This is a genomic window from Neobacillus sp. DFD-2R (assembly GCF_057747865.1).
Map to the genome: position 1 here is coordinate 4,912,887 of NZ_CM173228.1, position 19,077 is coordinate 4,931,963.

General features: G+C 38.9%; 21 protein-coding genes. 4 read left to right on the top strand and 17 right to left on the bottom strand.

Annotated elements, in window-relative coordinates:
• Window positions 1–24 precede the first annotated feature (24 nt).
• A complete protein-coding gene (locus AC3ANV_RS24665; protein ID WP_488311232.1) occupies window positions 25–492 on the top strand; it encodes a hypothetical protein in 468 nt (155 codons plus the stop codon).
• A gap of 284 nt (window positions 493–776) precedes the next feature.
• Here AC3ANV_RS24665 and AC3ANV_RS24670 read toward each other — a convergent pair whose 3' ends face one another.
• Window positions 777–1,829, bottom strand: a complete 1,053-nt coding sequence (locus AC3ANV_RS24670) for an iron-containing alcohol dehydrogenase family protein (RefSeq protein ID WP_488311233.1) — start codon at window positions 1,827–1,829, stop codon at window positions 777–779.
• Entirely contained in the window at window positions 1,826–2,479 is a 654-nt protein-coding gene (locus tag AC3ANV_RS24675; RefSeq protein WP_488311234.1) for an MtnX-like HAD-IB family phosphatase, read from the bottom strand. The genes AC3ANV_RS24670 and AC3ANV_RS24675 overlap by 4 nt, the downstream gene beginning before the upstream one ends.
• A 159-nt stretch (window positions 2,480–2,638) precedes the next feature.
• On the opposite strand from AC3ANV_RS24675, the gene AC3ANV_RS24680 reads away from it, so the two are divergent.
• Complete coding sequence (locus AC3ANV_RS24680; protein WP_488311235.1) at window positions 2,639–3,049, top strand: VWA-like domain-containing protein; 411 nt, start codon at window positions 2,639–2,641, stop codon at window positions 3,047–3,049.
• Between the two features lie 107 nt (window positions 3,050–3,156).
• On the opposite strand, the gene AC3ANV_RS24685 is transcribed toward AC3ANV_RS24680, so the two are convergent.
• The 8 genes from AC3ANV_RS24685 to AC3ANV_RS24720 all read right to left on the bottom strand — a co-directional run bounded on the left by AC3ANV_RS24685 (window position 3,157) and on the right by AC3ANV_RS24720 (window position 11,695).
• Complete coding sequence (locus AC3ANV_RS24685; protein ID WP_488314331.1) at window positions 3,157–4,536, bottom strand: NAD-dependent malic enzyme; 1,380 nt, start codon at window positions 4,534–4,536, stop codon at window positions 3,157–3,159.
• Window positions 4,537–4,608: 72 nt separating this feature from the next.
• Window positions 4,609–6,207 (bottom strand): DcuS/MalK family sensor histidine kinase, encoded by a 1,599-nt coding sequence (dcuS, locus tag AC3ANV_RS24690; RefSeq protein ID WP_488311236.1) that lies wholly within the window; start codon window positions 6,205–6,207, stop codon window positions 4,609–4,611.
• A gap of 37 nt (window positions 6,208–6,244) precedes the next feature.
• Window positions 6,245–6,928 (bottom strand): response regulator, encoded by a 684-nt coding sequence (locus tag AC3ANV_RS24695; RefSeq protein ID WP_488311237.1) that lies wholly within the window; start codon window positions 6,926–6,928, stop codon window positions 6,245–6,247.
• Window positions 6,929–7,046: 118 nt separating this feature from the next.
• The gene (dctA, locus tag AC3ANV_RS24700) at window positions 7,047–8,300 is read right to left on the bottom strand and encodes a C4-dicarboxylate transporter DctA (protein WP_488311238.1); all 1,254 of its coding nucleotides are present in this window, start codon (window positions 8,298–8,300) and stop codon (window positions 7,047–7,049) included.
• Between the two features lie 281 nt (window positions 8,301–8,581).
• Window positions 8,582–8,905, bottom strand: coding sequence for a nitrite reductase small subunit NirD (nirD, locus tag AC3ANV_RS24705; protein ID WP_488311239.1), 324 nt, complete (start codon window positions 8,903–8,905; stop codon window positions 8,582–8,584).
• A 214-nt stretch (window positions 8,906–9,119) separates the two neighbouring features.
• A complete protein-coding gene (locus AC3ANV_RS24710) occupies window positions 9,120–10,367 on the bottom strand; it encodes a cation:dicarboxylate symporter family transporter (protein WP_488311240.1) in 1,248 nt (415 codons plus the stop codon).
• Window positions 10,368–10,762: 395 nt separating this feature from the next.
• A complete protein-coding gene (locus tag AC3ANV_RS24715) occupies window positions 10,763–11,191 on the bottom strand; it encodes a VOC family protein (RefSeq protein WP_488311241.1) in 429 nt (142 codons plus the stop codon).
• 117 nt (window positions 11,192–11,308) lie between these two features.
• Window positions 11,309–11,695: a VOC family protein gene (locus tag AC3ANV_RS24720; RefSeq protein WP_488311242.1), complete on the bottom strand. Its 387-nt coding sequence runs from the start codon at window positions 11,693–11,695 to the stop codon at window positions 11,309–11,311.
• Window positions 11,696–11,751: 56 nt separating this feature from the next.
• Here AC3ANV_RS24720 and AC3ANV_RS24725 point away from each other — a divergent pair, with 56 nt between their 5' ends.
• A complete protein-coding gene (locus AC3ANV_RS24725; protein WP_488311243.1) occupies window positions 11,752–11,901 on the top strand; it encodes a hypothetical protein in 150 nt (49 codons plus the stop codon).
• Here AC3ANV_RS24725 and AC3ANV_RS24730 read toward each other — a convergent pair.
• Complete coding sequence (locus AC3ANV_RS24730) at window positions 11,891–12,127, bottom strand: hypothetical protein (RefSeq protein ID WP_488311244.1); 237 nt, start codon at window positions 12,125–12,127, stop codon at window positions 11,891–11,893. The genes AC3ANV_RS24725 and AC3ANV_RS24730 overlap by 11 nt on opposite strands.
• Window positions 12,128–12,755: 628 nt before the next feature.
• Window positions 12,756–13,445 (bottom strand): class I SAM-dependent methyltransferase, encoded by a 690-nt coding sequence (locus AC3ANV_RS24735; protein ID WP_488311245.1) that lies wholly within the window; start codon window positions 13,443–13,445, stop codon window positions 12,756–12,758.
• Between the two features lie 120 nt (window positions 13,446–13,565).
• Between AC3ANV_RS24735 and AC3ANV_RS24740 the strand changes: the two genes are divergently transcribed.
• On the top strand, window positions 13,566–14,441 hold the full coding sequence (locus AC3ANV_RS24740) for a LysR family transcriptional regulator (protein ID WP_488311246.1): 876 nt from the start codon (window positions 13,566–13,568) through the stop codon (window positions 14,439–14,441).
• A gap of 85 nt (window positions 14,442–14,526) precedes the next feature.
• On the opposite strand, the gene AC3ANV_RS24745 is transcribed toward AC3ANV_RS24740, so the two are convergent.
• The 5 genes from AC3ANV_RS24745 to AC3ANV_RS24765 all read right to left on the bottom strand — a co-directional run bounded on the left by AC3ANV_RS24745 (window position 14,527) and on the right by AC3ANV_RS24765 (window position 18,990).
• On the bottom strand, window positions 14,527–14,970 hold the full coding sequence (locus AC3ANV_RS24745; protein WP_488311247.1) for a ferritin family protein: 444 nt from the start codon (window positions 14,968–14,970) through the stop codon (window positions 14,527–14,529).
• A 225-nt stretch (window positions 14,971–15,195) separates the two neighbouring features.
• Window positions 15,196–15,903 (bottom strand): ABC transporter ATP-binding protein, encoded by a 708-nt coding sequence (locus AC3ANV_RS24750; RefSeq protein WP_488311248.1) that lies wholly within the window; start codon window positions 15,901–15,903, stop codon window positions 15,196–15,198.
• Window positions 15,904–15,916: 13 nt separating this feature from the next.
• A complete protein-coding gene (locus tag AC3ANV_RS24755; RefSeq protein WP_488311249.1) occupies window positions 15,917–16,693 on the bottom strand; it encodes an ABC transporter ATP-binding protein in 777 nt (258 codons plus the stop codon).
• Between the two features lie 17 nt (window positions 16,694–16,710).
• Entirely contained in the window at window positions 16,711–17,994 is a 1,284-nt protein-coding gene (locus AC3ANV_RS24760; protein ID WP_488311250.1) for a branched-chain amino acid ABC transporter permease, read from the bottom strand.
• A gap of 9 nt (window positions 17,995–18,003) precedes the next feature.
• Window positions 18,004–18,990: a branched-chain amino acid ABC transporter permease gene (locus AC3ANV_RS24765; protein WP_488311251.1), complete on the bottom strand. Its 987-nt coding sequence runs from the start codon at window positions 18,988–18,990 to the stop codon at window positions 18,004–18,006.
• Between the last annotated feature and the right edge of the window lie 87 nt (window positions 18,991–19,077).

The window sequence follows — 19,077 nt, forward strand, 5'->3', positions numbered from 1 at the left end:
ATTTAAACTAAAAAGGAAATATCTATGATAGGACTAATAGCTGCGATAATCGTATATAACTTTATTGCCTTTAAGACTAACAAAAAACTGACAGCGAACCAAATTGTTCATATTTGGACATTTACAATTGCTTTCCAGTCACTTTTTGATTTGTTTGTAGAATTCAAATACCACGGATATTGGTATTTTGCCAAAGGAGTGGAATGGACAGGAGTGCTTCCGCATATTTTTTTGGTACCGGCTGCTAATATAATATTTTTAAATTGGTATCCTCATAAAAACACTGTCATTAAAAAAATGTTTTTTGTTGCTCTTTTTGTTATTGTTATTTTAATTTACGAAATAGTAACCTTACTTCCTGAGCCATGGGGTTACTTCCATTACGGCTGGTGGAAGATTTGGCATGCAGTAATTCTTAACCCGATTCTCTTGCTTATTTTGTTAGGATATTATAAATGGATTTGTAAACTCGAAAAAAAAGCTGTTTGCTAGTTGGCCATTTGCACCGGGCTCAATTAAGCAAAATGAGCTTGCAAATTTTAATTAATAGGCTCTATTAAATTTGCCTGTTAATTTCCGCTCCAGGCATTCGCTTTCCGCGGGCGGCCAGGGAGCCTCCTCGGCGCATGACGCGCCTGCGGGGTCTCCCTTGACCCGCTTTTCCCGCTGGAGTCTCGCGCCTTCCGCTCCAATCAACATAGTGAGCAAAATCAACAATGAGCTTTAACATAGCCAATTAATAAAAAAAATCGTAGAATTGTCCTACGATTTTTACATTATCGAAAAATTTCTTGTAATGTCTTATTCTCATCCAAAAATTGCAGCGCTTTCTTCCGATACACCTCATTATGCAAATAGGTGTATCGGTTCGGTTTAACTGTTGGAGCCAGTTCAATGGCTTGACGGTATTCTTCTTTATTTAAACTCAGCCCTTTCACATAATCAAAAAAGCCCGTTCTCGTAAAAATTTTTGTCATTCGTTCAGCACGATGCTGTTGAATATTTGCGATTATATAGGTAGCGATACCGACTTGAATTCCGTGCATTTGGGGGTGCTTTGAAATTTTATCAAGCGCATGGGAAATCAGGTGCTCTGAACCGCTTATAGGTGAACTATTCCCGCTAATGACAGTTGAAATACCGCCAAGCGTAAGCGAACTGATGAGTTCTTTTAGGAAAATAGGGTCTTTTATGTTGGTCATAGGCGTCCGAATAAAACTATTAACTGCTTTTTTACTGAGCATATAGGCGAAATGATTCACACGAGCGACCTCATGCTTTTCCTCGAACTCCCAATCATAAAGGGCCGTGATGTTGGACATCAAATCACCAATCCCCGCCAAAATAAATCGGTCAGGAACATGTCGGATGATTTCGAGGTCGGCAATAATCCCATATGGCACCCTCGCAGGAACAGTTGTTTTCTTTTTGTTCACAATAAGGGAGCAATTGCTACTGGCAAAACCATCATTGGAGGCAGAAGTCGGTATGCTAAGGAAGGGGCTTCTTCGTGAAAAGGCAATATATTTTCCGTAATCAATTACCATCCCGCCGCCCATGCTAATGACAACATCATATCGCTCCATCTCAAAAGCCTTTTTAATCAACTCCTGAATGTCCATATTCGAAGGCATTAGGAGAGCTGTTATTTTGGTTAAGGTAATCGAATTAAGTATATCTTGTTTATACGTTTGAAACGTAAAATCATCAAACAAGAATACGGCATTCATGAAGCCGTGTTGTTTCAATATCTTATCCAGATTAAAAACTGTGCCTTCACCAATCTCTAAAATCGCAGGTATCGGAACACTCGTTACAGCAGTCGTCACGAAGGCATTACCCCTTTTTCAACCAAATAATTTTCAACCTCTTTAAAATCATTCACTGCAATAAAAGGCTGCTTTTGTTCACGCAGCAGATCTTGTAAACCGTTTTTAGCAAAGGTAACATCGGCAACTTTTGCAGGGTGCGAGTCCGGTTCACTATCACCGATAAAATAAACAGTTTCATACTCTTCCTTCAATTTCTGAATCACCTTGGATTTGTCGATTCCATATCGCTCGGAATAATGCCACTGATTTTTGTCAATGTTCATATGGACGTTTTTTTCACGGTAGTAGCCTTCGTTTGAAAAAACCTTTACATTTTCAACACCGTATTTTTTCAAAATATGATAAATATAATAGTCTGTTCCGGCACTTAAGATATAAAAATCCGCACCATTCTTTTGTACCTTCTTAATAAAATCGGTCACATACTCATCTATTGGGATGGATAACGTATCCTCAATAATTTTTTCTTCCTCTTGATTGATGGATTTAAAAACAGTGCCTAGGAAATCTATATCCATCATCTCCCCTGCTTTCCATTTTTTAAAAAGCTCACGGCCTTCCGGGAAGTATTTGTCCATCATGATGATATAGAAATCCTGTTTCGAAATAGTACCGTCAAAATCAGAAACAAACGCCCACTTTTTCACTTATTAACCCTCCATGGCATTAGTTTTTTATTATATATATTGCCCAGATTACCACAAGCTGTTTCAGAAATGAATGTTAGAAGGATTAACCAACATATTTTTCCGTAGAAAATACAAACTAAAAACTGTTGTTCATTCAACAAAGGGAGATGGTTTATTTTGAAATGGCAAATGAGGATTTTATCGATGATCCAAAAAAGAGAAGATAAAAAAATAGCCCTTGCAGTTGATACCTCTACGGTCGAAGTTCGTTCCATACTCATTAATAACATTGTGAAATTATTTGAAACGGTTAAACCCGATACCATTCTCGTTCAGGCAGACTTTAAAATACGCAGCATTACCCCTGTGAAATCCGATACCATCAAATATTATACACACGGAAAATCTTCCTATACCGATGTACTTGAATGGGCCAAAAATGAACAGATTGATACACTATTTTATATTACGGATGTAACGGGTTATATTTATGAAGAAATAAAACATGTAGACTTTGAACTTTACTGGTTAGTTCCTGATGAATATCTGCCTAAAGTACCATTTGGGAAGGCGATAAAGGTTGCGTAACAGTGGTTAGCGGGAGTATCGCTATAATTTTTTAATCGAAAAAGGTACCTGTCCCTAAACATCCCGGGACAGGCACCTCACTTGCAGCTTTCATAACATTATGTTTTCTAAACGCGCGGTTCTTTACGTGCGACTCCTGTTTGTTGTGCCGCTTTGACAACTGCTGCTTGTACACGCTTTACCACCTTGTCATTGAACACACTCGGGATAATATACGATTCATTCAGCTCCTCGTCCGTTACAACGGAAGCAATCGCTTGAGCTGCAGCTACTTTCATTTCCTCATTAATTTCACTTGCACGGCAATCCAGAGCACCGCGGAAAATTCCCGGAAAACAAAGTACATTATTGATTTGATTTGGAAAATCGGACCGGCCGGTTGCCAACACCCTCACGTACGGCTCAGCAAGTTCAGGATCAATTTCCGGCTGAGGGTTGGCCATGGCAAACACGATCGGATCCTTTGCCATACTCTTTACATCCTCGACTGTTAAAATTCCGGGAGCGGAGACACCGATAAATACGTCTGCCCCGGCAATCACCTCTGAAAGTGTTCCTTTTAGATTATCCGGATTGGTCATCTTTGCATAGGCATTCCAATGAGGATTTTCATAGTGAACATCACGGTGAATAGCACCCTGTCTGTCCACCCCAATAATATTGCGAACACCTGCGGATAGAAGGATTTTTGTACAGGCAATTCCTGCTGCACCTATTCCCGTGAACACTACCTTGATATCTTCAATCCTTTTCCCGGTGATTCTTAAGGCATTTAAAAGTCCTGCAAGAAGAACCACTGCTGTTCCATGCTGATCATCATGGAACACAGGGATATCAAGCTCTTGCCTCAGTCTTTCTTCAATTTCAAAGCATCTAGGTGCTGAAATATCTTCTAGGTTGATTCCCCCAAATGCCGGTGCAATCGCTTTCACAGTACGTATAATTTCTTCTGTATCCTCCGTGTCCAAACAGATTGGGAAGGAATCGACATTTGCGAGCTGTTTAAAGAGCATGGCCTTTCCTTCCATCACAGGCATCGCAGCGGACGGTCCAATATTACCAAGTCCGAGGACTGCCGTTCCATCCGAGATAACAGCAACGGTATTCCGTTTAATTGTCAATGAATACGCTTTTTCCGGCTCTTCTGCAATCGCGGTACATACATTCGCTACACCCGGAGTATATACCCTGGCCAAATCCTCCCGGTTCTTAATCCTGGTTTTTAGCGCTGTTTCAATTTTTCCACCGATATGCATAAGGAAGGTACGGTCGGAAATTTGCAATACCTTGACACCTTTCAGCTTTGGAAGCAACTCACCAATGAGCTCCCTTTGCTTTATTCCATGAACATTTACCGTGATATCGCGAACCGATTGGGTTTTACTTGAGGAAATAACGTCAACTCCGATAATATCTCCACCTGCAGCACTAATACAGCTGGCAATTTCGCCAAACGAAAAAACCTCAACATCTAATTGTAAGCGCATAATAATATGTGTGCTTGTACCTGTTCCTATTGACAAGTTAATCTCCTCCTGCAGTTTAAAAAATTTCTAACTTTACTCTTTGATTGGATAGGGAATCGTAAATATAAATCTTGTTCCTTCTCCGGCTTTCGTTTGAAGCTCCATGTTACCATGCAGTTTTTCCAAGCTTCGATTGACTAGAAATAAACCGATTCCACGATTGGTTCCTTTGGTAGAAAATCCTTTTGTAAATACTTTGTCTACGATTTCATCCTTTATTCCGGGACCATTATCAGCTACCTCTAATAAAAGTTCAAAATCATCGTATTCGAAATGAACCGAAAGCTTTTTGTTCTCCTGCTCTGTAAGAGCCTCTAAAGCGTTATCCACCAAATTTCCTAAAATCGTGATTAATTCGTGAGTCACTTCAGGCATTTTTGGTTCGGGAAGTACACCTTCTCCCGTGAAGGATAGTTCAGCACCGAATTCTCTTGCATAGCTCATTTTTCCGAGAATGAATCCGGCTAAAACCGGGTCCTTTAGTTTACTTACGATATACCCGACCTCATTTTGAAGATGGTCTGAGATCCGGTTAATGTATTCGGCTAGCTTTTCATAACGCTGTAAATGAACCAGTCCTAGAACAACGTGAAGCTTATTCATGAACTCATGGGATTGTGCCCTTAAAGCTTCCGCATAGAGCTTCACACCAGTAAGCTCTTCCGCTAACAGGTTCATTTCAGTTTTATCACGAAACGTGGTAATCGCTCCAACAATTTGACTTCCCACACTGATTGGCAGGTGATTTGCCAGTAAGGTAATGCCTGATAAATCAATCTCTTCGTTTATTCCGGGGCTGCCTGTTTTCAGCACGTTTTTTAAATGAAGTTGCGGTATGTATTCCTCCACTAAGTGCCCAACCGGATTGTCCTTGATCCCTGCTTCTTCGAATAGCCGCAGTGCTTCATTATTTATTAATGTGATGCGTGCGTCCTGATCGACCGCCAGAATTCCTTCCTTTGTCGACTGCAGCATAGCGCTTCGCTCTTCAAGTAGTTTTCCGATCTCAAAGGGCTCAAGTCCAAACATACTTCTTTTTATTTTACGCGCTAAAATAATAGCCCCGATCACCCCTATTAATACTCCGAAAATAACGGCTAAATAGATAACTTTTTTGCTGTTCCTTACGTCCTGCATTACCTTATCCAAGGATATACCAACTGCAACAGCGCCAATTTGTTTTCCATTCGCTAAACGGACTGGTGTAAAGGCCCGCAAAGAGTATCCTAACGTACCTTTCGCCGTGGAGATATGTTCATGGCCATGGAGCACAGGACCCTCATCGCCACCAACAAACCTTTGGCCAATCTGATTCGTATTAGGATGTGATTTTCGAATCCCCTTCATATTCATGACCACGATGAATTCGACATTCGTTATTTTTGTCATTTCATTGGCATACTTTTGAATGTCCAGCTCGCTTCGCTTGCCGCTCAGGGCTTCCACGATAATGGAAGAATGGGCGGCCATCCTGGCAATATTTAATGCTTTTTCTTCCTGATTTTTTTGTGTAGTATTCCCAACTTCTTCACTGATTAGCAGGTCCGTCACAAATAATGCCAAGGCCACAACGCTGCAAACCAGTAAGGTAATGGTCGTTTGAAGACTAAGCAGAGGCTTTTTCCTTCGCACAGGTATCCCCTCTTTCACGGTGTTTTTTTGGGTCGACTTATAACCTGTACTTATTGATTGGCCTGCCAACGGAGCCATACTGAACTTCCATTACGATATCGCCCTTTTTCTCCAAATACTCTAAATAACGGCGGACCGTTACCCTTGCTAACCCTGTGCCTGAGGCAACATCTTCAGAGGAAAGCGGTGCCACTTGTCCTTCTAAAAATTGCAGGATTTGCTGCAAGGTTCGATCGTTCAACCCTTTTGGCAGAAGCTCTTCAAATAATACTTCGGATTGATATGGCTGGATTCTTTTGATGGCATCCAAATCCGCCTGATCAAATGGCCTATTTTCCTTAAATTTTCTAAATGTAAGGCGGTACTGTTCCAGTGCTGTTTGAAAACGATCAAATTGGAAAGGTTTGACGATATAATCCACAACACCTGCCCGAAAAATCTCCTGGATATGCTGCGGATCCCGATTGGCGGTTAGAAGAATGACATCCATTGGATAGTTATGTGTACGAATGTCCTGTAATAGAGAAAGTCCATTCGTGTCCGGCAAAAAATAATCTAGCAGAACGAGATCAGGACGTAATTCTTTAATTAACGAGATTGCTTCTTTGCCATTGAATGCCTTTCCTGCTAACTCAAAGCCCGACAGCTTGGAAACAAATTCAGCGTTAATCTCCATTACCATCGGATCATCCTCGACAATCATTACGCGGATTGGCTGCATGAATGCTCTCCTTTAAAACTTTTTCTTTCATTATAGACAACTTATTTTCCTATAAGCAAAGAAACAGCCACGGAATCCGTGGCTAAATCTTTTTATACTCAATTCTTGTAAACGATAGTTAAGCAGTCTTCTCAACGGATTGGTCAATTAACATATTCTCATCGAACTCATTTTCCATTTTGGATACTACAACTGTTGCTACACCATTGCCAATTAGGTTGGTCAGGGCACGGGCAGTAGACATGAAACGGTCAACGCCTAGTAGCAAGGCTATTCCTTCCACCGGAACACTTGGGAACGCAGCCAAAGTCGCGGCCAAGGTGACAAAGCCGGAACCTGTTACACCTGCTGCCCCTTTTGAAGTAAGCATCAAAACACCAAGTAACGTTGCTTCTTGTCCAATGCTTAGGTTTACCCCAAATGCCTGAGCAATGAACAGTGCTGCCATGGAAAGATAAATGGATGTTCCATCGAGATTAAAGGAGTAACCCGTAGGAATAACAAGACCAACAACAGACTTGGAGCAGCCGTATTTCTCAAGCTTTTCAACCATTTTTGGCAAAGCGGATTCAGATGATGATGTACCAAGAACTAAAAAGATTTCGTCTTTGATATAACTGATAAACTTGAAGATGTTAAAACGATAGAATTTCGCGATCGCACCGAGTACAACAACAATAAATACGACCATCGCACATACTGTTAAACCAAACAATTTTCCAAGGGATACGAGTGAACCAATCCCGAATTGACCGATCGTATAGGAGATTGCACCAAATGCTGCAATTGGAGAGTAATACATAATAATGTTAACAATCCGAAAGAATGTGTCCGATAGTTTTTCAAATAGTGCAATAACAGATTTTCCTTTTTCGCCAAGTCCGGATAACGCAATTCCAAAAAGTACTGCCAAGAAAAGAATTGGAAGGAGCTGGCCGCCTGCTAAAGCACCCATAAAGTTATCAGGTATGATTCCCATAATAAAATCCATAATACCATGGCTTCCCTGTGCTGCTGCTTTTGTAAATTGGGTAATGTCACCCTTCGCGCTGTGTGCATTCACTCCTGCTCCAGGCTTGAACACGGTCGCAAACAGAATTCCTAAAGCCAAGGAGACAGTGGAAACGATTTCAAAATAAAGAATTGCTTTTCCGCCAATCCGTCCGACTTTCTTCATATCCCCCATACCCGCAATTCCCACTACGATAGTTAAGAAGATAATCGGCGCAATGACCATCTTGATCATTTTAACAAAAATATCAGATAATACCTTCAATTCCGCCCCTGTTTTCGGAAACAAGGCTCCAAAGATAATTCCCAAAACAATAGCAATCAAAACCTGTGTTGTCAGACTCTTAAAATTGATCTTCATTCAACCATTCCCCCCATTTTATTAATCATAAATTTGTAAACACTTACAAAACCTAATATTTGAAAGTGATCCAACATGTTTATCACCTAAACATAGTATATAAATTTCACAAATAATCTGACAATATTTTGGTTATATCGTTCTTTTTGGTGATTTTGGTCACAATTTGTTCACAAGTTAACACACTTGTAATAAAACGTAACACAGCCGTGTATTCGAAGTGACAGGCACCAAAAAAGCAGCGGGGATTCCTCCCGCTGCTTTACCTAGATGAATTGCCCTTATAGAATCACGATTACGTCCTCGCCCTGGATTTCAGTTTCATAAGTTTTGACACATCCGACATCAGGCGCTTGGACCTTTCCATCTATTAAACTAATTTTCCAATCATGCATCGGGCAGAAGACATTCTTCCCGCTAATTATCCCTTCAGCTAAAACGCCCCCTTTATGCGGACAACGATTTTCTATGGCTCGAATTTCCCCATTTGCAAGACGGAAGAGAGCAATCTCAAGCGGCCCAATTTTTACAGTTTTACCTAATTTTCTTGGCAGCTCATTAATAGTCGCCACTTTTATTCGATAACGGATCTTTTCCACGCCCATTCCCCCATAATTAGAATTCGGTAGGTCCTTTTACAATGATTTAGTTTTCTTAATATAAACAAAATGGTAATTTTATTTGCCCTACAGTTCAACAATCATGTAACAAAACCTAACACACAATTGTTACGGAGGTGCCTGTCACCGCAAAAAAGGCGCCTGTCCCTAATTAATTAGGAGCAGACGCCTTTTCTTTTCGTTATAGGTTGTCTTATCTTTATGCTACTTTTTCTTCTACTTCGTCTTTGAGCTTATGGCCTTCCCATTTCGCAATGACAATGGCAGCAAGGGAGTTTCCAACAATGTTGACTGCTGTACGGGCCATATCCAGAATCCGGTCAATCCCGGCAATAAAAGCAAGTCCTTCTACCGGAATACCAACGCTTCCTAATGTTGCAAGTAAAACGACAAACGATACACCCGGAACTCCAGCAATCCCTTTGGAAGTAAGCATCAATACCAGAACCAGTGTGATTTGATGCCCGATACTCATGTGAATTCCATACATTTGGGCAATAAAAAGTGCCGCTATCGCTTGGTATAATGTGGAACCATCAAGGTTAAAGGAATAGCCGGTTGGAATAACGAAGGATGTAATCGCCTTTGGACAACCGAGCTTCTCCATTTTTTCCATAATTCTTGGGAGTACAGTTTCCGAACTCGCTGTTGAATAACCTAATAATAATTCGTCTTTTAAATACTTGATAAATTTAAAAATGTTAACCCCGGCAATTTTTGCAGTTAATCCAAGAACTACAAGAATAAAGAATATCATGGCACCGTATACAACAAGAACAAGTTTCCCAAGGGGAATTAATGAAGTTAATCCGAATTTGGATACGGTGATACCGATTAAAGCAAACACACCGATTGGAGCAACTTTCATAATCTGATTTGTTACGTAGAACATAGCATCTGCTGTTCCTCGGAAGAAGTCGATAATCGGCTTTCCTTTCTCTCCGATTGCTGCTACACCTAGTCCAAACATGACAGAGAAGAAAATGATGGCAAGCATCTCACCATTTGCCAGTGACTGAATAATATTAGTCGGAACAATATTCACAAATGTGTCGGCCATCGAATGGGATTCTGTTGTTTTAGCTGTAGTCGCATAGGTACTAATATCCGTTTTCGTTAAATGGGAGCGATCGACGCCTGCACCCGGCTGAAACACGTTCGCCGCCAAAAGTCCTACTACAATGGCGATCGTCGTAATGATTTCAAAATAAAGAAGGGTTTTCCCCCCAAGCTTCCCCAAGGACTTGATATCACCAACGCCTGCAACGCCAACGATAAGACTTGAAATAACGATCGGAACAACAATCATCTTAATTAAGCGAATGAATATATTTCCAATCGGCTGAAGATAATCTGCCACATGCGGATTTCCATAAAAGATCGCACCGACAACAATACCAAGAGCCAGTCCAATGAAAATTTGCCAAGCCAAACTAATTTTCTTCAAATGTGCTTCTCCCCTTTTTGTATAAATTGGTTAAATAGCAAGTGAATGCTACTAAAACACAAATTAACGGTAAAAACCTTTAATACTTTTTTATCATTTGCTATACTAGTATATTTTAGTTAAAATTATCTAATTTCACAATATGAAATTATTCTCATTTCAATATTTTCAGTTTTTAATTCGTAAAAAAGCAGGGGCTGTCCTGCTTTAAGCGTAGCGGTATACTAACAATAAGGTTATGCAAATACTTACAAATAAGAAAAAGTAAAAATTCTAATACAAAGATGTTTATTACCATGATTGTTACGTTTTATGTTTTACTAAACGCATTGGTTTTAATAAAAAAATGTAAAGAGCTAGGAATCCCCAAGTTCCTTTGGATTTTTTCCATTTAATCACATTCCCATTTCTCCATTGTCATAATTAAATTGCCAATGGATTCCAAACTTATCTGTTAATTGACCGTAGCATTTACTCCAGAATGTTTCTTGAAGGTCCATGCTAACAGTGCCGCCTTCCTTCAGTTTATTAAAGGATGATTTTACATCATCCATGTTCTTACTGACAAATGAAAGACTAATGTTGTTCCCTTCAATAAAAGTCATACCGGGAAAAACATCTGAAAACATTACAGTGCTTCCATCAATATTTAGCCGTGTGTGCATAACTAAATTTTTTGCTTCCTCCGGAAGAGGGTATTCCGGGTTAGGCGGCATTTCTCCAAAAGTCATAATATTTGGCTTTTCAGTTCCAAAAACCTGTGCGTAAAATTCAACAACTTCACGGCAGTTTCCATTAAAATTAAGATAAACATCAACAGACATTTTCTTCACTCCTTCGATTTATTTCTCCTTGTCATATATTACTGCTATGGTTTCAGAGGAAAGTAGGTCAACCTCAATAAGTATTTCCGATTGGCGGTTACATAACCCTTTTATGTCTTAGTTTTTCACAAGGTTTAATTGCCAAGAAACGCCATATTTATCTTGTACCCAACCGAACCGTTCACTAAACGGAGTTTCATCTAACGGCATTAACACTTGCCCTTCCAGAGATAACTTCTCAAAAACCTCATCTATTTCTTCTACTGAACCACATGTTACAAACAATGACATTGCAGGAGTAAAAGAATGTTCTTGCCCGCTGCTATTATCAATACACATGAATGTTTGTCCTTTTAATGTAAAAACTGCATGTAATACAGTTCCATTTTCATGATGAAAAACATTATTTATTTCAGATTGATCAAAAACGGAGGTGTAAAAATTCATTGCCTCTTCAGCCTTGCCAGCGAACATGAAAAACGTAGTAATTTGTTGATTCACCATAACAACTCCTTTGATTTCTGTCATTTCCATTTTATTTTACATGGAAACCCTATCTTATGGAAAAAAAAACAGCCTATATCGTAAAAAAGAGTAAAAACCCCATTCCGGCAAAAGTAAAGAGCCCTTCTCAATTGAGAAGAGCTCTTTACTTTTTAGTTCCAAAGGTTGGCGGCAAATTAAAAAACGGAAATGTCATTATTCAATAGAATGGTGTCTTTTTTGCCTATTTCTCTGTAATTCTCCTTGTTTCCAAATGTATTTTTTCATATATAACGTTAATACATCCTTCATTGTCTTTCCGTTTCTTTCTACTGCATCTCGAAAATCATCTCTAATCGATTCCTGAATTCCGATACTTAAACGAACGGTTTTTCCCTGTATTTTCTTTACTGTTTTTCTCCTTGTTATTTTTCTAGTGCGTATCTGCTGCATTAAAAATACCTCCGAGTGCGTTTCTAAGATAACTGGTACTTCTTCAAAATAGGTATTGGCAAAAGATTAAATATTTTAAATATTCGATAGACAGAATCGATTTTACCAACTGAAAGCGGATACACCGAAATAATATTTATCGATAAATATCGACATTTTTTCGTAAGACAAGCAGGAAAGGGGGAGATGACATTAGTTGGTGCCGGTTTCCAATGACGGAAAGATCATTAATAAAGATGGTCCGTCCAATATGTACTGAATGGATTTTGGCTGTTATAAAGACTAAAAGAATTTATATAATTGAACTAGATGTCTTTTGCTTATGAAAGGGGCTGGATGTTGTGAACAGAAATAAAAATACGGCTCTAATCATTTTTTTGACCTTCACCTTACTTATATTTCTTGCTGTGAATGGGTTACGCCACATTACTGTATACTTTGTATATAGTTCAGGGTTAGGTCCTTTAATTATTACAGTGGCAATAATTATTACAATAATTCTTCTACTTTTAAGGGCTCTATAAGCAAATCGGATTGTATTTTCAATAATCAAAATCATTAATAAAAGCAGTGATTTTTTTTGTATGAAATCTCACTGCTTTTAACATTATTTTTGGAGCTTCCTCCATTATTTCCTTCCAAAAAGGACAACAAAATTAAAATATTTAAAGATACAGTCCACGTCCTCGAATCCACTTTCTTTTAACCAGTTTAATTGGTCATCTAACGGGGACATCTTATCCAATTTTGTCCGTTCATAGGCTGATTGGACTTCTTCTTGTGTTAAGCCGCTGTTTTCGACCTTGTTTTTCCAATCATTTTTGTAAATGGCATCAAGAAAAGGTGTGCGCCCCAACACCTGGTCAGCATTCAGAAACATTCCATCCTTATTTAATAAAGAATAAACTCGCTTATATAAACTTCTTTTTTCCTTATCAGTCAAATGATGTATGGATAAAGACGATACAATAATATCAAAGGTAGTATCAAATTCATGCGAGGTGTAATCATCAATAATATAATTTATATTTGAGCTACAGGAGAACCGTTTTTTCGCGATATCAATCATTTTCTCAGAAATATCAATGAGCGTTATATTCGCTTCAGGATATTTTTTTAAAATAAAGGATGAAAACAAACCAGTTCCTGCCCCAATATCAAGGATATTTGGGGCTATTTTATGAGTTTGCATGATTGATACAGGAATCGAATAAAAATCATCAAAGCAAGGAATCAATTTGCTTCGTTGAGAATCATATTGATTGGCATTTTCATTAAATTTTTCAACAACGGATTGTATAGAGTGATTGCTAGTCATATGTAACTCCCCCTTTAATTTTGTTAATTGAATTATAAAGAATATTATTTATAATGGGAATTAACAAAAAATACAGTTTTTAATAACAATTTGTTATTAAAACAATGGGAGAAGTATTTTGTGGAAATAAAATGGATGAAAACATTTATTAGTAGTGCTGAGTATGAGAATTTTCGAAAAGCCTCAGAAGAACTGTTCTTAAGCCAGCCTGCTGTAACCAAACACATCAAATTGCTTGAAAAACATCTTAATATACAGTTGTTTGAAAGAATGGGAAAAACCGTTGTTCTTACTTCAGCAGGTTATAAGTTTCTTCCTTATGCAAAAGAGATTATTGCAAAATATGAGCAAGGAATAGTTGACTTTGAAGCGTGGAAACAAGGGTATCAACGGAAGCTTATTATTGCAGCTGCACCACAGATTGCCTCCTCTCTTCTCCCTTCACTGTTACGGAATTTTATCGATAAAAATCCTGATATAGAGGTGATCATAAATGTTCTTAAATCCTATGAAATTGGAGAAGAAGTCAGTGCCGGAAGAGCTGGCTTGGGATTAACAAGGATACAACCGCTACAAACAAATATTAAGAGTGAAATTGTCCATAAAGACCCGGTTATATTGGTCGGGCCTAATGTTGATACAGAAGAAAATTATTTAGATGAAAAGATGGCTTTGCATCAATATAGGTTGATCACACACAACCATCCAAACTATTGGGATCAGCTTTTAAACGACATTAAAAAGGAATATCCCACTATTCGAACAATGAAAGTGGATCAGGTAGAAGTAACAAAACGGTTTATCGAAGAAGGGCTGGGCGTTTCCTATTTACCGCTGACAATGGTTAAAGATGAAGTACGAACGAATAAATTAGTAGAAATCAAGCCAAATAAAGTCGCTCCACCCAAATCTACAACTTATTTGTTAACGAAAGTAGAAACCGATGAAATAATTATTTTTACGAATTTTTTAAAAGAGGCTATCTCAGAGTTTTAATTTGCTTTTCGATCACTTTGTGTGAAGTATATCCAACGTATCATTTCCGTCAAAATGTACAGAACGATTTATTAAAACGTTTGAACTATTTTTTATTTTTTGAAAAGTAATAAAGGAACCACACGGCATGATTTTGTTCATCCGCGGCTGCACGAAGAAATGCTTGTTTGATGTGTTGATTTGTGGAACTATCGGCTATTTCCATGTAAAAATCCACGGTTTTTTGCTCATCCTGCAGTGCAAATTCTAAGCCATCTAAATAAACATTAGGACATTCTTCAACGATCTTTGGCTGAGGTTGTTTCCCGGTGAGACTCAAAAAAATCTTTTCAAATTGTTGAAAATGTTTTATTTCATCCTTACGAATTTCAAGTATCCGTTTTCGTTCATCCACACTCGAAGTTAAATTTGCCAGCTTGCCATAACAATGTATGGCGCTATACTCACCATTAATGGCCTTTTCAACGTCATTAATCAATTTATTCGATGGTCTATTTAAAGCATCATGATAATTTGTATAAGGATACATACCTTGACCTCCCCGTTTTATTCTCATTCTATCCTACGGGTAAATTAGGTGCCGTGTGCATATATTTTAGAATGTTCTTCGCTCGATTAGTTCACATCATACAAGAAAATTTTAAAACTATGGTTGCAAAAAAAATAAAAAACGAGTCCGGGCTCCCAAACTCGTTTTTTGTATTCAATGTAATCAATCCAAGCCACCTGGATTTTTTTGAAATAAAGCAGCTCCTTATGCCAAATACGCTTCCTGGACTTGTTCATTGGTCATTAGCTCTTTTCCATACCCTTCAAGAACAATTTCACCTGTTTGGATCACATAACCTCTATCGGCAATTTGTAAGGATTGAAAGGCATTTTGCTCCACCAGTAAGATAGTCATACCCTCTTTGTTAAGTTCTTTTATGATTTCAAATATTTGTTCTACAATAATCGGGGCCAGTCCCATGGAAGGCTCATCTAACATCAATAATTGCGGATTCATCATTAATGCCCGGCCAATCGCCAGCATTTGCTGCTCGCCTCCGCTCATGGTTCCTCCTTTTTGATCGAGCCTTTCCTGCAATCTAGGAAAATAGTGAAAAACTCGTTCCATTCTTGTTTCAACCGTTTTTTTATCTTTTACTGAAAAAGCACCAATAAGTAAATTCTCTTTCACGCTTAGCTTAGGGAAGATCCTCCTTCCTTCCGGAACTTGTGCGATCCCCAGTAAGGACGTTTGATGGGCCGGGACATTCGTAATATCCTTACCTTTATAATGGATGGTTCCATTTTTTAATTTTATTTGTCCGCTAATCGATTTTAATGTTGTAGACTTCCCTGCGCCATTACTTCCAATTAAGGTGACGATCTCTCCCTCATCAACAAATAAATGCATATCCTTTAGCGCTTGAATGCCCCCATAGTTTGCTTTGACATTTTTTAAATCAAGTAAATGCATGCTCCTTCCTCCTTTACGCAAGTGATAACGCCCCTTTGCCTAAATAAGCTTCAATTACCTTAGGATTTTTTCTTATTTCACGCGGTTTTCCTTCAGCAATTTTTTCACCATGATCTAAAACAAAAATTTGATCAGAAATTCCCATTACCAATTTCATATCATGCTCGATTAAAATAACGGTAATATCCAGCTCATTCCTCAGAGTATGAATTAAGGACGTCAATTCCTTAGTTTCCCTTGGATTCATTCCTGCCGCCGGTTCATCTAACAGCAACACACTAGGCTTCGTGGCGATTGCACGGGCAATCTCTAACCTACGCTGCGCACCATAGGAAAGGTTCCCGGCATTTTCATTTAACAAATCTGCTAATCCTACAATTTCCAGTAATCGATAGGCTTCTTTTTGTGCCGACTCTTCTTCCTGCCTTACTTTTGGTAAATTCAAGAACAAACCCAGCCAATTGGTATGTAAATGGTTATGCATTCCTACCAAAACATTATCCAAAACCGGAATCCGGTTAAAAAGTCGTATATTTTGAAATGTACGGGCAATCCCTCGTTTTGTTACGGCATCAGGCTTTAAGCCGACCAATGATTTGCCATTTAACACAATCTCGCCGGAAGTAGGCTTATAAACACCCGTAATCATATTAAAGAACGTCGTTTTTCCGGCACCATTTGGCCCAATAACAGCCGTAATGGAATTTTTCCCGATGCTCATGTCGATATTTGAATTGGCGAAGAGTCCCCCAAAACTTTTCGTCAACCCGGTTACTTCCAAAACATTCACTGGTTTTCCCTCCCTGCTTAAACCTTCAATTTTTCTTTTGCTAAAAGTAAAAATTTTGTACTTTTGCTCTGCATTTGTTTCAATTTCTCCTGGTTATATTTAATATTTTTGGCGGGCATAAGGCCTTTTGAACGGTATAATGCAAAAACAATCAATAAGGCCCCAAAGATAAACCGCTGCATTTTAACTGGTGATAGCGCATCGGGAATCGATAAAACGCCATTATTACTTAACTGATTCAACCAATTGGTTATTTCCGTCAATACTTGTAAATTTAATATCGTAACTACTGCAGCCCCCAAAATGACTCCAGGTACACTGCCCATCCCTCCTAGAAGTACCATTACGAGGATTGTGGTAGATTCCAAAAGAGTAAAACTAGTTGGATCAACAAATGTTTGTTTGGCTGCGAATACGACTCCCATCATTCCCGAAAATGAAGCACCAATTGCAAAAGCTGTCAGTTTTGTTTTAACAAGAGGGACACCCATTGCCTGTGCAGCTATTTCATTTTCCCTTACCGCTTTCCAGGCACGGCCGATTTTGGAGTATTCTAATTTTCGAACCAGATAAATGACGAGAATCACAATAATTAGGACCACATAGTAAAATTGATTTGGATAAATCAATTCGATGCCAAATATTTTTGGAGGCGTAATGGAGGTAATCCCCATTGCTCCATTGGTGATATTGACTGGCTTATCCATATTATTAAAAACAATCCGAATGATTTCACCAAAACCCAATGTAACAATCGCTAAATAATCGCCTTTTACGCGAAGAACGGGGATTCCAAGCAGGATCCCAAATATAGCAGCAACAACACCGCCGATCAAAATAAAGACCCAAAAGCTTTCTCCTGAGAGCGGGAAGTTGCCAAAGGGCATAAAATTTGCTGCTTGAGTGGTGGAGAAGATGGCGTATGTATAGGCTCCCACGGCAAAAAAAGCAACAAATCCCAGATCCAGTAATCCGGCAAAACCCACAACAATGTTTAAACCTAATGCCATAGCTACGTAGATCCCAACTAACGTCGCTATTTCCATATAGGATTCGTAAGATGAGCCATGACTTGCAGAGAAAGGAAGCAGGACCCCAAGAATCAGCAGGCCAATCATCCATTTCAGTTTGTTAGGAAGGTTTAAAAAATATAAAATCAGAACGGAAAAGATCAATAACAAAAAGGCAACAACTGATTTTTCGGCGAGATACAAACTCGTTGTTGTAACCAATACATATGCAAAAAATAATAGTATTTGTACTGAACGATTATGAGATATTGTATTTACTAGTTTTTTCACGATTCACACCTACACTTTCTCAATGATGGCCTTTCCAAACAGCCCTTCCGGTTTGAAAATGAGGACAATGATTAGAATAATAAACGCAAATACATCTTTGTACTCTGCACCAAAGACTCCGCCTGTCAAATCTGATAGATTAGCAGCGGCAAACATTTCAAGCATCCCAAGCAGCATCCCGCCAACCATGGCACCGCGAATGTTTCCAATCCCACCGAGAATGGCAGCCGTGAAGGCTTTAATTCCAAGAATAAATCCGATATAGGGATCAATGGTTCCATATTGAACTGCAAATAAAACACCTGTTGCACCGCCAAGTGCGGATCCGACAAAAAACGTAACAGAGATGACTTTGTTTACATTAATCGTCATCAGTGAGGCTGTATCACGATCTTGAGCAACAGCCCGCATTGCCATACCCCACTTGGTGCGATTAACAAAAAAATCAAGTCCTATCATCATCACTATGGCAACAACCAATACAACGAGAAACGTACTTTTAAATGAAGCATCATGCAATTGAGGTAAGATCGCTGAAGTCTTTAATTTAATTTGATTCGTGAATAAATCTGGACCGGTAATAATATAGTTCCCTTTCTTAATCTCAGCAATAAAGCGAACTATATCCTGAAGCAAGAAAGAAACACCAATAGCTGTGATGAGTGTTATTAGTTTGGGCGCATTGCGGAGCGGCCGGTAGGCTACTCGTTCAATCCCCATTCCGAGAAATCCTGTTAGAATACCGGTTGCCATTAGGACGATGATTAGCGCGACTACGGCAGGCATCACCGAAAGCCAGCCTACGCCGGTAAATGTTAGTAATAAAGCGGTTCCTATAAAGGCTCCTGTCATAAAAACCTCGCCATGAGCAAAATTAATCAGCTCGAGTATTCCATAAACCATCGTGTATCCAATGGCAATGACAGCATAAACCGCTCCTAATGTAAGTCCATCTACAACCACCTGCGGAAGGGATTGGATCACTTCTGTAAACATGCTTTTCACCATCTTTCATTTTAATAAGAAAAGCACACGCGCCCGTTTAGTAAAGTACACTAGTCGCTGGGCCCTGGAGCTAGACAA

Bases quoted from the DNA above. Each gene is read 5' to 3' on its own strand.
- AC3ANV_RS24665 (WP_488311232.1), top strand. From the start codon at position 25: ATGATAGGACTAATAGCTGCGATAATCGTATATAACTTTATTGCCTTT.
- AC3ANV_RS24685 (WP_488314331.1), bottom strand. From the start codon at position 4,536: ATGCGCTTACAATTAGATGTTGAGGTTTTTTCGTTTGGCGAAATTGCC.
- AC3ANV_RS24695 (WP_488311237.1), bottom strand. From the start codon at position 6,928: ATGCAGCCAATCCGCGTAATGATTGTCGAGGATGATCCGATGGTAATG.
- dctA (WP_488311238.1), bottom strand. From the start codon at position 8,300: ATGAAGATCAATTTTAAGAGTCTGACAACACAGGTTTTGATTGCTATT.
- nirD (WP_488311239.1), bottom strand. From the start codon at position 8,905: ATGGGCGTGGAAAAGATCCGTTATCGAATAAAAGTGGCGACTATTAAT.
- AC3ANV_RS24715 (WP_488311241.1), bottom strand. From the start codon at position 11,191: ATGTCTGTTGATGTTTATCTTAATTTTAATGGAAACTGCCGTGAAGTT.
- AC3ANV_RS24720 (WP_488311242.1), bottom strand. From the start codon at position 11,695: ATGGTGAATCAACAAATTACTACGTTTTTCATGTTCGCTGGCAAGGCT.
- AC3ANV_RS24725 (WP_488311243.1), top strand. From the start codon at position 11,752: ATGGAAAAAAAAACAGCCTATATCGTAAAAAAGAGTAAAAACCCCATT.
- AC3ANV_RS24730 (WP_488311244.1), bottom strand. From the start codon at position 12,127: ATGCAGCAGATACGCACTAGAAAAATAACAAGGAGAAAAACAGTAAAG.
- AC3ANV_RS24735 (WP_488311245.1), bottom strand. From the start codon at position 13,445: ATGACTAGCAATCACTCTATACAATCCGTTGTTGAAAAATTTAATGAA.
- AC3ANV_RS24745 (WP_488311247.1), bottom strand. From the start codon at position 14,970: ATGTATCCTTATACAAATTATCATGATGCTTTAAATAGACCATCGAAT.
- AC3ANV_RS24750 (WP_488311248.1), bottom strand. From the start codon at position 15,903: ATGCATTTACTTGATTTAAAAAATGTCAAAGCAAACTATGGGGGCATT.
- AC3ANV_RS24765 (WP_488311251.1), bottom strand. From the start codon at position 18,990: ATGTTTACAGAAGTGATCCAATCCCTTCCGCAGGTGGTTGTAGATGGA.